Raw genomic sequence first — 14,749 nt, 5'->3', positions numbered from 1 at the left:
TTGACATGTCGAATCTTTGAATTCTATGTCCAAAATATTTATTTTTATAGAGTCGTAAATGAATGCTTGATAATTTATTTACCTCTATTACACAAGAAACAACATCTAGGCGAAAGTCTTATTTCAATGATCATTTGTAAGCCGATGGCAATGAATATTCTGTCAAATAGGGTATATTGCTTTATATCTTCAATCCAATATTTACAAGTATAATTAAAGAAAATAGTTAGAGGAGTGGCCGCATAAATGAAGAATCTTGTTGTCTTATTGGTTTTTTCATTTTTATTTATCCCTAATTTAGTATCTGCAGACGATGGGGAATTGCGTGGATTATTAAATGTGAATTCTGCAACAATTTTTGATGAACGAGGACAATCGGCAGGTACTATAACATCTCACACCGATGGTATTACTTATTTTGATAATACAAATCAAGATCAAGTAATGATTCGAATCGGTGGAAAAGAATTTTTCATTAAACGAGAATTGGTGATTCCTCATAATGATTCAGCACCTGTACAAAATGATTTATCAATCGGAATTATTAAAACTAGTGTTCCAGCTACTTTTTATTCAGAACCATCAACTAAAAGTGCACCTTTATTATCAACAAGCAAAGAAATACATATGGATGTAATTGCAATTGAAAATGAATTTTTTGTGGTTAATCTAGCCGGTAATTTAGCATATTTGCCTATTGCACAAGGTATTGCTTTATTTGAAAATCCACAATCAAATTTTAAAGTTTTAACTTCACATATTCCTTATTATGAAATGAGTAACGGAAAGTTAATTCAAAAAGGTACTCTCACGAAAGATACGGTATGGGCGAGGATTAGTGAATCCGCGACTTATCATATCATGCAAATCGATTCAAAAAATGTTTATGTACCAATACAAAATACTTTTCCGTTAGTTGATAATCCAGCTACAAAGCATGCTCCTAAAGCAAAATACCCTATAACATTACTTACTGAAAGAGCGGTACATGTGTATGATTTACAAGGCTCTGTAATTGGGACTCTAATAAAAGGTACTTCACTACAGGTCCGAGCTATATCGGGTAAATATGCAGTGATTGAGTTCCTTGGAAGAGAAGCAAAGGTCGAATTTTCTAAGCTTAATCATACCAATTTGTTAAATTCCAAAAAAAATATTTCACATGCTGAAATGAGTTTTACTGTTCAAGTCATTTCTTTGATGTATCCAGAGTTCACAAAATTAGACCAAATAGGGAAGTCCGTTGAAGGTCGGCCAATTTATGCTTTAAGAGTAGGCAAAGGAAAGAAAGAAGTTCTCTTCGATGGTTCATTACATGCAAGGGAACATATGTCTACCAATGTATTGCTCGAAATGATAGATACATATAGTCTCCACTATATACGGAATTCAAGTTATGCAGGATATCACCCAAGAAAAGTTTTAGATCAAGTTGCCATTTGGTTTGTTCCAATGATGAATCCAGATGGGGTTACGTTAGTCCAGTCTGGTGCAAAAAGTGTAAAAAATGGAGCACTCGCTACTAAAATTAATGGCGGTACTAATTTTGCTAGATGGAAAGCTAATGTTAGAGGAGTGGATTTAAACGATAATTTCGATGCAGGTTGGAAGAGTGTGAAGTCAAGTGTTACGAAACCTAATTTCTCTGGTTATAAAGGTCCCCGTGCTTTTAGTGAACCAGAATCGGTCGCTTTGCGAGATTTCGTTCTAAAACATTCGTTTAAATCGTATATTTCCTACCATTCTTCTGGTCAAATAATTTACTGGTTCCAGTGGCAAAAAGGTGCCCAAGCTACTCGTGATTTAACACTAGCTCGAAAAATTACAAGTTTAACGGGATATAGTGTTGTAGCTCCTATGTATTTAAGAGGTTCAGGCTCTTCAGCAGATTGGTTTATTGAAAAAACTAAAATGCCTGGTTTGACAATTGAAATTTCTCCTTACGTAGGTAATAAACCTGTTCCAATATCTCATTGGGATAGAATATGGAAACAAAATCATAAGGTTGGTTTATTTGTCGCACAGGATGCAAGTAAAAGATAGTAGGAGGAAAATCAATGAAGAAAATTCTTTTTGGTCTAGTCACAGCAAGTTTATTTATATCGATGTTTTCACTTTCATCGGTATCTGCTGCAAGTTCACGAACGACAGTTTTTACTGACTTAGCATTACACAACAGGTTTTATGAGTCAGTCTATAGTCTTTATTTAAAAGAAGTTATGGAAGGTACTGAGCATACGGACGGAGTAGCAATTGAGCCTTTGAAATCAGTTACACGTGCGGATGCTGCATATATGTTATATCACTTGTTAGGATACACGTATGAAGAAGGGACTAATTTTCCAGATGTTTTAAACAATCATGTAGCCTATGATGCGATTCAAACAATGTCCGCTAAAGGCGTATTAGATGGGTTTCTGGATGGATCATTTAAGCCCAATCAGCTATTGACTCGTGCGGAGATGTCTAAAGTCATTGCATCCGCATTTGATTATCAAATTAATGCAGAATCGTCTATTCCATATACCGATGTAAGTAAAACATTTAAACCCTATGTTCATGCTCTCTATTCAAACGGAATTACTTCTGGAGTAACAGCAACACAATATGCATCAAATCGTGAAATTTCACGCCAAGAAATGGCAGCTTTTATGGATCGTGCTTATAAAAAAGTACCTGGATCTCAATATAATGAATTAGAAGTTCTTAATGCGGTGAATGAAGCTCTTCGTAAGGCAAGGGTTATTACTAGTCAAGGTCTAGTAAAAAACTTCCCGAAATTACAAGCTTCAAATGTTTCCGATGACTTTAAAGAAGTTGCAGTAGATCCTTTTTATTCATGGGCTTTAAACAATTATTCAAGTTTGCCTTGCGCTGCTTGTGATGTAGACATTAAGATAAGGGATTTCGATTACGGGTTAGGTTTTACAGTTATCCAATCAACAAATGATTCAATAATTGTTAATGCAGTTGCCCCTGAAAGTTATTTTTCCAATGGCTATCGCGGAACAATAGAATTAATTCGTGTAGGTGATAAATGGAAAATAAAATCATTGAATAAGGTTGCCTTTGAAGAGTCTCCATTAAATCTAACTTTAGATGAAGCTAAGGACTATCTAACATATGCATTGTCAATATACTGGCAACAAGAAGTGAATTCAATTAAACACATTGGAAAGGATTCATACAGTGATGGTGAGTTGTTCTTAGTTAATGGCAACACGACCTATTCATTCGATCTAAATAATGGAGCATTACATCAAAGATAATTTTCTTGGTGTTGTTTCATATATTGGCATATTATATACAGGAGTTTTTAGAAGTATCACTAAAACCACAGAGCAATAATAGCAAAAGAAAACATAGTAATCTTCCGAGATTACTATGTTTTCTTTTGGTACAAATTGTTTGAAAATCATGAATTTTAGAATGAGGGCTACGAGATGGAGAATAGGGCTTGCGAATACTAGAATGTACCTGTCGAATCCTTGAATAGGCAGTCCAATCCTTGAATGAACCCTTTGAATCCTCGAATAAGCCAAGATTACTGATAAAACATGTTCAAATCACACTTTTTCCATCAATCAAGTCGAAATATATCATTTTGTAAAGGAATTGTTACACAATTGTAACCTAAGGGAGGTTTAACTCGTGATAAGATGATTTTAGTTAAGTTTTCAGAAAATTGTAGCCAAGGGCAACCGGAGGATAAATATTCATGAAATTGCAGTCAAACGTAGCTAAATTCATTTCATTGATTACAATCGCACTATTATTAGTCGTAGGACCATTAGCAAATCAAGCAGATGCAGCAAGTTCAGTAAATTCGAGTCAACTTGTTAATACAGCTAAAAGTGTTATGGGAACTAAATACGTATATGGTGGGACATCAGCTAAGGGATTTGATTGTTCAGGTTTCATCGGTTACGTTTACAAAAAATCTGGTGTTTCTCTTCCAAGAACATCTGCTGCTATGTATTCGACAGGAACTTCAGTTGCTAAGAAAAATTTAAAAGCTGGCGATTTAGTATTCTTTAATACATCTGGAAAAGGCGTATCACATGCAGGAATTTACATTGGTAATGGTAAATTCGCTCATTCTTCTTCAAGCAAAGGTGTTTCAATTTCTAAACTAAATGACCCATATTACTGGGGTGCAAAATATATTGGTGCAAAACGTGTTACCAACGTGACTCAAGTAGCATCTTCAAAATAATATTAAACTTATGACTCCCAAACACTTTGCAGTGATTTTCGACTGTGAAGTGTTTTTTTGTTTTATCATTCGTCATTAAATAAGCAAAAACAGCCAGTAATTTCGCTGGCTGTTACTTATAAAACAAGTATTATTGCTCCGATTACGATTAAACTAACACCGGTTAACTTTCGTTTAGAAATATGTTCCTTTAACAAAAAATAGGAAAGAACCATTGTCCAAATATAAGTGACTGCAGTGAGAGGAAAGACTATTGTATAAGGTAAATAATGTAGTGCTACTATATTTAAAATAGCCGCTGAACCATAGAAACACACACCAATCATTAACCACACAAGCATCTTATTTTTTTCTACTTTAAAATTGTATGAAGACGCCTTCTTTAATAAAAAGCCACCAAATGCACCGAACCAGGTCATAACAATCAATATCAATATTAATATGGGCAGATTAATGATTATCACCTCCGATTAATATGACACCGATTAATATTAAACTAGTCCCAGCGATGATATTAATCGAGATGATTTCATCTAAAAATATGGCTCCAAAGAGAATAGCGAAAATGTAACCTATACTCATTAATGGGTGAAGCATAGACAATTTACCGAATCTAAATGCTACCGTCATAAATACGGCACCTAAACCATATAAAACGAATCCAATCCACAACCGATAATCCCAAATGCCGTCAGAAAGCTTCCAAAAGAGTTGACCAAGAGAAGTACTTAACGCGGCACTAATAATCAAAATAACACCTAACAAAGGTTTACTAGAATCACTCATTGCTAATCCTCATTTTCTGATACGTCATAAAACTGAAGACAAATGCAGCATACATAAACAGTGAGTTCGAATATAAATATCTAAAATCTTGTGCGGGTATCGCAATGAAAACAGAGCCAGTATTTAAAGCGATAGGGAAGATTAATAACCAGGCTCGCCAATTGTTTCTTAAATAGGCGATATAGATGAATAGAATCGCTAAAGAAGTATAAACAGCGGGTCTCCAAAGTAATTCTTCCACTTTATCTGTAGCTTTTAAATAGCTTCTTGCAAGACTAGTAATTGAAGGTTCAATGACTCGGTTTTTCAATCCGAATTCATTATTTAAATAGATATTCGTCACATATTTACTCGTATAGCCGTCTAGTGGTTCATTCATTTGCCAAACTAAAGATGTTTGTTTAAACAAACCTTTGGCTGCTAACTCAGGGTTTGTCTTGACCATATTAGACCACATGGATGCATATTGCTTTGGATTATCATAAATGACAAAGCGATCGTAATCCCCCCATGAAAATTTAATACTGTCTACGCTATATGGGTTGTATTTTTCATCCCACAATTCAAGAGGCATAAGACGGTTAACATAATGTTGTTGTGAATACGATAATTGGCCATCACCCGTCACAATCGATGCAATTTGTTGAGTAGGGATACTTAAAGCTTCTTGTGGATCAGAAGGATAAACTTCGAGTTTAGTATACAGTGGTCCTGTGATTAACTGGTGTGTAATGATAATAAATAAAGATATTGGGATTAATTTCTTCCAATAAGATCTATACATCACTATCGTAACAATCATTGTGACAATAAACACTGGGAATCCATTGTGTCTAAAGAATACAAGACCTAAACTTACTAGAGTGAAGAGAAGTAAGAATGAAATTTTTTTCGTTTCACGACCAGCTGTTTTCACTAAAATGAAAATTAGTATCGAAAATAAAAGCATAAATGCACTGTATACAACGTCTTTCCATATGGTAATGGAATAAATCGCATTGACGGGACTTATAGCTAATAGTCCCAATCCGATCCAAATATATTTCTTGGGAAATAAAAATCTTTCTAAAGTATAGCCGAGTAAACCAAATGCGATAGCTAATAATCCAATTTGAAATAATGCGATAATTGCTGGACTATCCCAAATGGCAGTCAGACCCATGATTACCCAAGTAAATAATACAGGGTGCCAATTAGTGAATTCCTTTGTTTTTGCCTGTTCCCACTGTGCTAATGAATCAGGTGTCATTCCTGCAGGGTAGAATGCAAGTAAGAAAAAGAAAGACACAACGATAAATGGAATTGCATAAACAAAGACCATCCAAAATGGAACTTTCTTTTCTCCAGAAGTTAAATTTACATTAAGTATCAAATTAATAGTGGCAATCATTATGAAAGTTATGGTTACATAATAGCCAATAAAAACAACTATTTTAATTAGCATATTATTATCTAGTAAAAATGCTTGTTCTCCCTTAGTACTGACTAAAACAAATAAAGGGAATAAAATGAAGAAAATGATTAAACTAATTTTTTTCGCTTTTGTAAAGCTTCTAAATAATACCCAAAATGACATGGCATATTTTATTATAAAAAATAGACCGATTGAAATGATCAATAAAAGTACGAATGAAACACTTTTAATAGGATAAAAGAAAAATACAGATGTACAAGTTAGGAAAAGGGAAAGTAATCCAATGAGGCTATTCTTAATCATCATTGACCTCCAGATATACGATCACTGATGCGATTCAACTCAATTTCATATTGCTTGCGATGAGTTCCAGCTACCGTATCTAAAATCATGCCACAAGCAAAAGAAAGCATAGAAGATAATACAAACCCGACAGCTAAAATAGCTGATGGAACTTTTGTAATAAAGGAAGTTTGGAAATACTCATACAATACCGGTGAACCCACGATTAACCCTAGTAGTAAAAATAAAACGGACCATACGGAAAAGAAAAGCATAGGTTTATAATCTTTAAATAAAGTAAAAATCATACGTAAAACTTTAATTCCATCTGAAATCGTATTTAGTTTTGATTCGCTGCCTTCAGGACGATCTCTATAATCAATAGCCACTTCCTTGATTAAAAACTTTTTATCTAAAGCATGAATGCTCATTTCAGTTTCTATTTCAAAACCAGGACTTGTAATTGGCATAGATTTTACAAATAATTTATCAAAAGCACGATAACCCGTCATGATATCTGTAATATTACTCTTGTATAGTTTGTTGATTAAGTTTTTAACTAATTGATTACCAAATCCGTGAAATTGTCGTTTGTTTTCTTGATAATATGTTCCGTTAGTTAAACGATCTCCAATAACCAAATTCGCTGTGCCTTCAATTATTGGTTTCATTACTTCATGCACGTATTCTGCAGGATATGTGTCATCACCATCTACCATTACATATACGTCCGCATTAATTTCACGAAACATACTTCGCACAACGTTTCCTTTTCCTTGCCTTGGTTCGAATCGAACGATTGCCCCATGTTCACGCGCAACTTCAGATGTCCGATCTTTTGAATTATTATCATATACATATATTTGTGCCTGCGGAAGCTCTCTTTTAAAATCCGTGATAACTTTTCCAATTGTTTGTTCTTCGTTAAAACAAGGTATTAATATAGCTACTTGCATGTATAAATCTCCTCTTTCATTTCAATTAATTAAATGTCTGCATCCTATCTATGATACCATGCTTTTGATAGCGCGTGAACGAATACATATATCTGCTTTAAGAAAGATAGAGTTATGACAATTTGAGTGTTTCCGCTTATTACCTTAAAAATTATATACCTGTTGCTGTCACCGTGTTAAAATTATGGATGTTGTATTAATTTACTATATTAGGAGCGGACTTAATTTGATCTTTAATTCCTTTGAATTTATATTTGTTTTTTTACCAATTGTATTGCTTCTTTTCTATGGCATTGGCAGATTTAACATTCCCATTGCTAAGGCATGGCTCCTATTGGCGTCACTCTTTTTCTACGCTTATTGGAACCCATCGTATTTACCACTAGTACTTATATCAATGGTCATTAATTACTTAATAGGTTCTTTTTTAAGTAAAAGCAACAAAGCTAAAATGCGAAAAGCAGCATTAATCATAGGTATTATTTTCAATGTCGGATTACTTTCTTATTATAAATATTTCGATTTCTTTATTCAGAATGTAAATGGATTTTTTGAAACAAATTTACCTTTGCAACAAATTTTGCTTCCATTAGCAATTAGTTTTTACACGTTTACTCAAATTGCGTATTTGGTAGACTCATATCGAATGGAAACAAAAGAGTACAATTTTTTGAATTATGGTTTATTCGTAACATTCTTTCCTCATTTAATTGCAGGTCCAATTGTTCATCATAAGCAATTAGCACCGCAGTTTAACGAAAAAGAATCGTATTACGTTAATTATTCCAACTTCTCAAAGGGACTCATGATTTTTGCTATTGGATTATTTAAAAAGGTCGCAATTGCCGATACCTTTGCTAAGTGGGCAAATGAAGGATACGCATCTGTAGAAACCCTATCGTTTATTGATAGTTGGGTAACAACTTTATCCTATACACTGCAACTCTATTATGATTTCAGTGGGTATTCAGATATGGCTGTTGGTCTAGCTTTACTCTTTAATATTGTGATGCCAATTAACTTTGATTCCCCATATAAAGCTTTAGATATACAAGACTTTTGGAGAAGATGGCATATTACCTTATCTAGTTTCCTAACAACCTACTTATATATTCCTCTTGGAGGTAATAGAAAAGGGAAAGTTCGCACATATGTAAACATTTTTATCATCTTCTTAGTAAGCGGTATTTGGCATGGAGCGGGCTGGACTTTTATCGTTTGGGGAACATTGCATGGCATAGCTAGCATTATCTGTCGTTTTTGGAAAGTTGCTGGTTATAGAATGAACAAATGGTTAGCTTGGTTTATCACGTTTATGTTTGTTCATTTCGCATGGGTATTCTTCAGAGCAGTAAGTATCGATGAAGCATTTATCATGTTCCAAAAGATGTTTATGATTGACTTCAACATTCCTACCACGATGAGTATGCTGAAAACATTGTTGCTCATTTTGTTCGGTTTATGTTTAGCTTGGTTTGCTAAAAACTCAATGGAAATTGTTGACCAACACAAACGTTCTGCTGGAATGGCTGTATTTATTGCTTTGTTACTGTTTTACAGTGTAATGCAACTTCAACAAGTTAGTGAGTTTCTATATTTCAACTTCTAGGGAGGTCAAATTGTGAGCGATAAAAAATTTACTTGGATTATTTTAATTGTATTTGCGATTTTGACCACTGGAGTTGTTGGAACTAATTTTTTAATCGACCCTATGTGGCATTATGCACACGCACATGAATTAAATGATGTTCAAATAGTCATTAATGAGAGAGAACAAAAAACGGCAGAGTTAAAATATCAAGATGAGGAATTCGATACAATTTTAATAGGAAGTAGCCGAAGTACGTATATTTCTCCAAAATCGTTTGGCGATTGGAATGTATACAATTATTCAGTTGCTAATTTATCTATGAGAGAATATCAAAGTATGATGATGTATGCAGAGAAAACAAACGATATATCTGTTGAACGTTACATACTTGGAGTTGATTTCTTTAAGTCTAGTGAAAAAGAAGCGGGAATTGCTCAATCAATTAATAATTATGAGTCAAAAGTAGACACAAGCTTTTATCGAGCGAAAAATCTATTATCACTAGATTTACTTGACTATTCAATTGAAAATATTCAACTGTCCTCAAATGACAAGATTAGCGAGGATCGACTTTATAATCGACATAACACTGCCTTTGCTAAAAAGTTAACAGAACAAGAGATCCAAAAAGGTACTGCACAAAAAATCATTCGATTTAAGCAAGAGTTTTATGGGACAAATTATAACTATTACTCAAGGTATAAAGAGATCATGCAAAAAATAGAACTTACATCACCAGCAAGTGAAAAAATAGTTTATACGACACCAATTTCGACTGAGTTATTTAAAGCATTAGTTGAAACCGATTTACTAGATGAATATGAGATATGGTTAAGAGATTTAGTGGAAGTATTTGGTGGTGTATGGAACTTTATGTATCCAAATACGATTACAAATAATATTATGAATTATTATGATGGACACCATTTTTATCCAGAAGTTGGAGACCTTATTGCAAATAGAATTAGCTCTACTAATGAAACATCTATTCCTCAAGACTTTGGTGTTTACGTAACCGATGAAAATATTGATGAACATATTGAGTTTATAAAATCACAAGTCAAAGAAATTCAATAATACGGGACGTCTGACTTATAATCCGCCTAAGAAATAAAGAGATAGGTTCATATCATTAAAAGGAATATTTTGTTATGGTTTTTATATGAAAGTGAAAGGAGCAATATATGAAAAAAATAGTTATCGTGGCTTTATTAGTGATCGTTACTGTCATATCATCAATTAATTCTCCTGTCTCTGCGGCCTTTTCAGATGTAGGTGATCGATATAGTGAGTCTGTAAATCATTTAATAGTGAATCAATATGCTCAAGGGTTTACTGATACTAAGTTCGGTACAGAATCTCCAATTAAACGAATTGATGCTGCAGTTATGGTAGCAAGAGTTATGGGGTTTTCTGAAGAGGGAACATATCCTAATGCCGGATTTACTGATGTTTCAAAAGAACGTCAATGGGCTGTAAATGCACTAGCTAGTGTAAATGTGGTTAGTGGTAAATCACCTGGAAAATATGGAGCAAACGACTCGATGACAAGATCTGAGATGGCGAAAGTAATTGCTTCAGCTTATGAATTAAAGTCTACTAGTCAATCTGTACCTTTTACTGATGTTAGTGATCGGTTCATTCCATTTGTTGCGGCACTTGTTGAAAATGAAGTAGCTTTTGGGAAAACGTCAACGAATTTTGGTGCAACTTCTCCTGTCACTCGCGGAGAGTTTTCACTCTTTGTGTTTCGTGCAGATAACCTATCAGTTGAACTACCGCCAGAAGTAATTTCGGTAGATTAATTTTTTCGCAAATTTGAAGATTTTATATCTTGTATCTACTACTCCGTATGATAGAATTAAAGAGTAGTAAGAATCCTGTTTATTTGATATATAGACTAAAACAACTGGTTGATGCAGGAAAAAGAGTCCATGGAGAATTTTCTCTTATGGATTCTTTTTCCTATTTATTTGGATTTTTCCAAAATTCTCTAGTAGACTAGCAGTTGCTACGTTATACTTGTAAAGTAAATAACTTCTAAGGAGAACATACATGAAATTTATGAAACAAATGATTACTTTTTTATTGATTCTATTTCTTTTTAGCCACTCGATTTCCTCTGCTTCTGCCGCTAATTTATCTCAAGGCGTTTATCATTCCACAGATTCAAAAACGATAAGTGGATATCCTCAAAAAATCAATAAGATTTCAATCAACTTGGAAAAACCTTTTACGACAATTAATGCAGGAATATCTTCACCTATTTCTACATTAAGAACGGTGAGTTCTTTATCCAAAATACATACACAAGCTAATCATCATGTTGTAGGTGCTATAAATGCCTCGTTTTTTGATTTTGGAACAAGAAATCCTAGTTATTTAATTACACAAAACGATGAAATTAAACATTTAGGATCTGTTTCTACAAATTATAATGATTTTATGTATACACCGGCAGCTTTTGGTTTAACAGCAGATAATAAAGCTAAAATCGGAAAATATAATTTGTCATTTGCTGTAGAACATAACGGTACAACCTCTTTATTAACAGGATTAAATAGAGAACGTGCTGCTAATGAAAGCATTTTATTTACATCTAGTTATGCTTACAGCCATACAAGAACGAACGCTACGGGATTAGAAGTGGTAGTTACAACACCAAAGTCAGTAGATCAACAAAGCAAATTGGGAGAAAAACTAACTGGAAAAGTTACGGCCATTAGAAACTATGGAGATTCAACTTCTGCAGAGATTCCTAAAAATGGATTTGTGATATCCGCCGTTGGAACTGCTGAAGTAGACAAAGTGCGAAACATGAAAATTGGGGACGATGTTTCCCTAACAATTGATGTAGACCAAGCATGGAAAAATTCAAAATTCATGCTCGCATCTGGCCCATTATTAGTACAAAACGGAAAGTCTAGTTTAACGATTGATTTGAATAGTCCTCGTGCTCGTGAAAGAACATCGCGAACAGCGGTGGCAACTGATGCTACTGGAAATTATGCATATTTTGTGACAGTTGACGGTCGTCAATCGGGTTATAGCCAAGGATTAACTTTGGTGGAGTTTGCTAATTACTTAGTATCTATTGGAGTTTACAATGCACTCAATTTAGACGGTGGGGGTTCCACAGCAATGGTGACCAGAAAGTATGGGAATGTATACCCTACTTTAGCCAATCGTCCATCAGATGGAACTGAACGCTCTGTTTCTGCCATTTTAGAAGCAATTAGCACAGCACCTTATGGAGACCCAACACATATCAATGCTAGTCAGAGTGAGAACGGGATTTTGGCAGTAGGTGCATCAGTTGGTTATAAAGTCAACTCAGTATTGGACCAATATTATAATGTGTTGGCGGTTGATCAATCTAAATTAATTCTTGAATCTGTATCAAATGGAATTGGTAAAATTGAGAATAATAAAGTTGTAGGTTTAAAAGCTGGAACGGGAAGTGTCAAAGCTAAATATGGTCCAACAACTATTACTTTCCCATTAACTGTAACTGATACTATTAGTCAATTAGTAGCAGCTCCTTCAGAAATACGTATGGGACCAAATGAAACGACAACTGTTAAAGTAAAAGGTATTAGCAATAATCAGCAAGTGATTTTTAATCCGGCAGCTGTGAATTGGACTACAACAGGATCAATTGGATCTCTAAATGGGACAACCTTTACTTCTGGAAGTGCACAAACAAGTGGAACCATAGTGGGTACATATGGAACTACAAAAGTAACTATACCAGTAGTAATTTCAACTGCTCCTCTAGCGTTAGGTTCATTTGAATCTACTTCAGGTTTAACAGCAGAATCAATTCGTGGGACAGCATCTTTATCTACTGAAAAAATCTTGCAACCAAAAGATAAATCAGCATCTGTGAAGCTATCATACGATTTTACAGCATACAAAGAAGGCACTTCAGCTGCTTATATGACGTGGAATTCAAGTTTCAGCATTCCTGCACAACCAAAACGAATTGGTGTTTGGGTTTATGGGGATGGAGCGAATCATTGGTTACGTGGAAGCTTAACCGATGCAACAGGTAAAGAATTTACAGTAGATTTCACCGAAGAAGATAGACTTAACTGGACAGGGTGGAAATATGTTGAAGCAAACATTCCATCAACTACAGTTGCACCAATCAAAATGAACAAGATTTATTTAGCAGAATTGACCTCAACTCAAAAAAATAGAGGTGCCATATGGTTTGATCAATTACAAGCGGTTTATCATAGTGGCAATACAAATGAAAAAGCATTTTTGCCATCTAGTTCTGCACGTTTGGTACCCAACAATAAGCAGTTTACAGTTACATTTAATCAAACAATGAATACGAACACTTTCACATCTAAAAATGTTTATGTCGAGGATATTTATGGGAATCGTCAAGATGTTACCGTTGGAAAGGGAAGTGACGATACAAAACTAATTGTTACAGCACCTTCTACAGGTTATGAAAGTGGAAAAAACTATCGACTAGTAGTGACACATTTTGTACCAAATGCTAAAGGAATTAAAATGAAGAAAGATAGTATAACCGAATTTAAAGTTCAATAAGATAAGGGAAAAGGGCATCCTCATTTTGTAATGAGAATGCCCTTTTATATTATTGCGAAACTTTTACTGTCCAATTACTAAAATCCGGATTTTCCAATTGGATCATTTCCTTTGGGAAAATGAATGTCCATGGCTTAGACGTATTGGCTTTAACTTGAAGGGAATCTAATTTAAAAGATCCACGTGCAACCAATTCTTTATTAGCGTCTAATACTTCTAAAGGAAGTTGTTCTAAATTAATATGTTGAGAATGTCCATTTCGAATAAATAGTGAAATGGCTAAACTTCCATCTTCTTGTGGTTTCGCTTGAAATCCACTAAAATTCACTTCGCGTTCTTTTAATTTAGGTAAAGATTGCACTATTTTTGTTAAAGCTAGCTTTTGATCTTCTGATAATGCTTGTTCCCAAGTACTCTCTAATTCGAGTTGGTGGGGGATTAATGACTGTACATTAAAGGCGATTTTCCAACCTTCAGCAGGAATTTCTTCAACTCGCTGTGTATTTGTTTCAAAAATAAAAACCCAAGGTCGTGCAGTTTTTGCTGGAATTTCACCAAGTTCGGAAAGATCAAATTCTTTTGCAGCAATGACTTTATCATCATTAGATAAAATGAGTAATTCCGCTCTACCCATTGTGACGGGCTGTTCAAGTGATGATCTAAAGAAAGCCTTAACTAACCATTCACTTGTATTTTCATTTCGATCGATATCTATACCTGAAAGAGAAATTTGGTTCACCTTTAAAGGTTGTAGTTCATTTGATAAAAATTGGAATACATATTGTTGTTCCTTAGGAACATCCCATTCAGGATGAATAGAGAGGGTAGTATGAATTTCTTCAGATGTTATTGATGATTCATTTTCGAAAAGTTCATTGGAATCAATTGTAGTATCTGTTCCAGTTTTATTCGTCTTAAAAAATGAAAAGAGTCCCATG

The 14,749-nt window shown here is 34.2% G+C and carries 12 protein-coding genes; 7 read left to right on the top strand and 5 right to left on the bottom strand.

Features of this window, described 5'->3' with window-relative positions:
• The first annotated feature begins 246 nt into the window (after positions 1-246).
• The 3 genes from AC3EA5_RS10610 (at position 247) to AC3EA5_RS10600 (ending at position 4,216) form a co-directional block, all read left to right on the top strand.
• A complete protein-coding gene (locus tag AC3EA5_RS10610; protein WP_488608313.1) occupies positions 247-2,043 on the top strand; it encodes a M14 family zinc carboxypeptidase in 1,797 nt (598 codons plus the stop codon).
• A gap of 14 nt (positions 2,044-2,057) precedes the next feature.
• On the top strand, positions 2,058-3,269 hold the full coding sequence (locus AC3EA5_RS10605) for an S-layer homology domain-containing protein (RefSeq protein ID WP_488608312.1): 1,212 nt from the start codon (positions 2,058-2,060) through the stop codon (positions 3,267-3,269).
• A 449-nt stretch (positions 3,270-3,718) separates the two neighbouring features.
• Positions 3,719-4,216 (top strand): C40 family peptidase, encoded by a 498-nt coding sequence (locus AC3EA5_RS10600; RefSeq protein ID WP_488608311.1) that lies wholly within the window; start codon positions 3,719-3,721, stop codon positions 4,214-4,216.
• A gap of 116 nt (positions 4,217-4,332) precedes the next feature.
• Here the strand turns inward: AC3EA5_RS10600 and AC3EA5_RS10595 are convergent, their stop codons facing one another.
• The 4 genes from AC3EA5_RS10595 to AC3EA5_RS10580 are packed head-to-tail and all read right to left on the bottom strand — an operon-like array spanning position 4,333 to position 7,654.
• Complete coding sequence (locus AC3EA5_RS10595; protein WP_488608310.1) at positions 4,333-4,635, bottom strand: EamA family transporter; 303 nt, start codon at positions 4,633-4,635, stop codon at positions 4,333-4,335.
• A gap of 31 nt (positions 4,636-4,666) precedes the next feature.
• Positions 4,667-5,002 (bottom strand): EamA/RhaT family transporter, encoded by a 336-nt coding sequence (locus AC3EA5_RS10590; protein WP_488608309.1) that lies wholly within the window; start codon positions 5,000-5,002, stop codon positions 4,667-4,669.
• Positions 4,995-6,719 (bottom strand): DUF6020 family protein, encoded by a 1,725-nt coding sequence (locus AC3EA5_RS10585; RefSeq protein WP_488608308.1) that lies wholly within the window; start codon positions 6,717-6,719, stop codon positions 4,995-4,997. Before AC3EA5_RS10585 ends, AC3EA5_RS10590 begins: the two co-directional genes overlap by 8 nt.
• Positions 6,719-7,654, bottom strand: a complete 936-nt coding sequence (locus AC3EA5_RS10580; RefSeq protein ID WP_488608307.1) for a glycosyltransferase family 2 protein — start codon at positions 7,652-7,654, stop codon at positions 6,719-6,721. The genes AC3EA5_RS10585 and AC3EA5_RS10580 overlap by 1 nt, the downstream gene beginning before the upstream one ends.
• Before the next feature lie 226 nt (positions 7,655-7,880).
• On the opposite strand from AC3EA5_RS10580, the gene AC3EA5_RS10575 reads away from it, so the two are divergent.
• From AC3EA5_RS10575 to AC3EA5_RS10560, 4 genes are all read left to right on the top strand, one after another.
• Positions 7,881-9,263: an MBOAT family O-acyltransferase gene (locus AC3EA5_RS10575; RefSeq protein ID WP_488608306.1), complete on the top strand. Its 1,383-nt coding sequence runs from the start codon at positions 7,881-7,883 to the stop codon at positions 9,261-9,263.
• A gap of 12 nt (positions 9,264-9,275) precedes the next feature.
• On the top strand, positions 9,276-10,322 hold the full coding sequence (locus AC3EA5_RS10570; protein ID WP_488608305.1) for a hypothetical protein: 1,047 nt from the start codon (positions 9,276-9,278) through the stop codon (positions 10,320-10,322).
• Between the two features lie 107 nt (positions 10,323-10,429).
• A complete protein-coding gene (locus AC3EA5_RS10565; RefSeq protein ID WP_488608304.1) occupies positions 10,430-11,050 on the top strand; it encodes an S-layer homology domain-containing protein in 621 nt (206 codons plus the stop codon).
• Positions 11,051-11,300: 250 nt separating this feature from the next.
• The gene (locus tag AC3EA5_RS10560) at positions 11,301-13,811 is read left to right on the top strand and encodes a phosphodiester glycosidase family protein (RefSeq protein WP_488608303.1); all 2,511 of its coding nucleotides are present in this window, start codon (positions 11,301-11,303) and stop codon (positions 13,809-13,811) included.
• Positions 13,812-13,860: 49 nt separating this feature from the next.
• Here the strand turns inward: AC3EA5_RS10560 and AC3EA5_RS10555 are convergent, their stop codons facing one another.
• Positions 13,861-14,748, bottom strand: coding sequence for an accessory Sec system S-layer assembly protein (locus AC3EA5_RS10555; RefSeq protein ID WP_488608302.1), 888 nt, complete (start codon positions 14,746-14,748; stop codon positions 13,861-13,863).
• Position 14,749 lies beyond the last annotated feature (1 nt).

The organism is Paenisporosarcina sp. (genome assembly GCF_057785155.1).
Note: the sequence above shows the minus strand (reverse complement) of the source record. Positions and strands in the feature narration are given on the sequence as shown.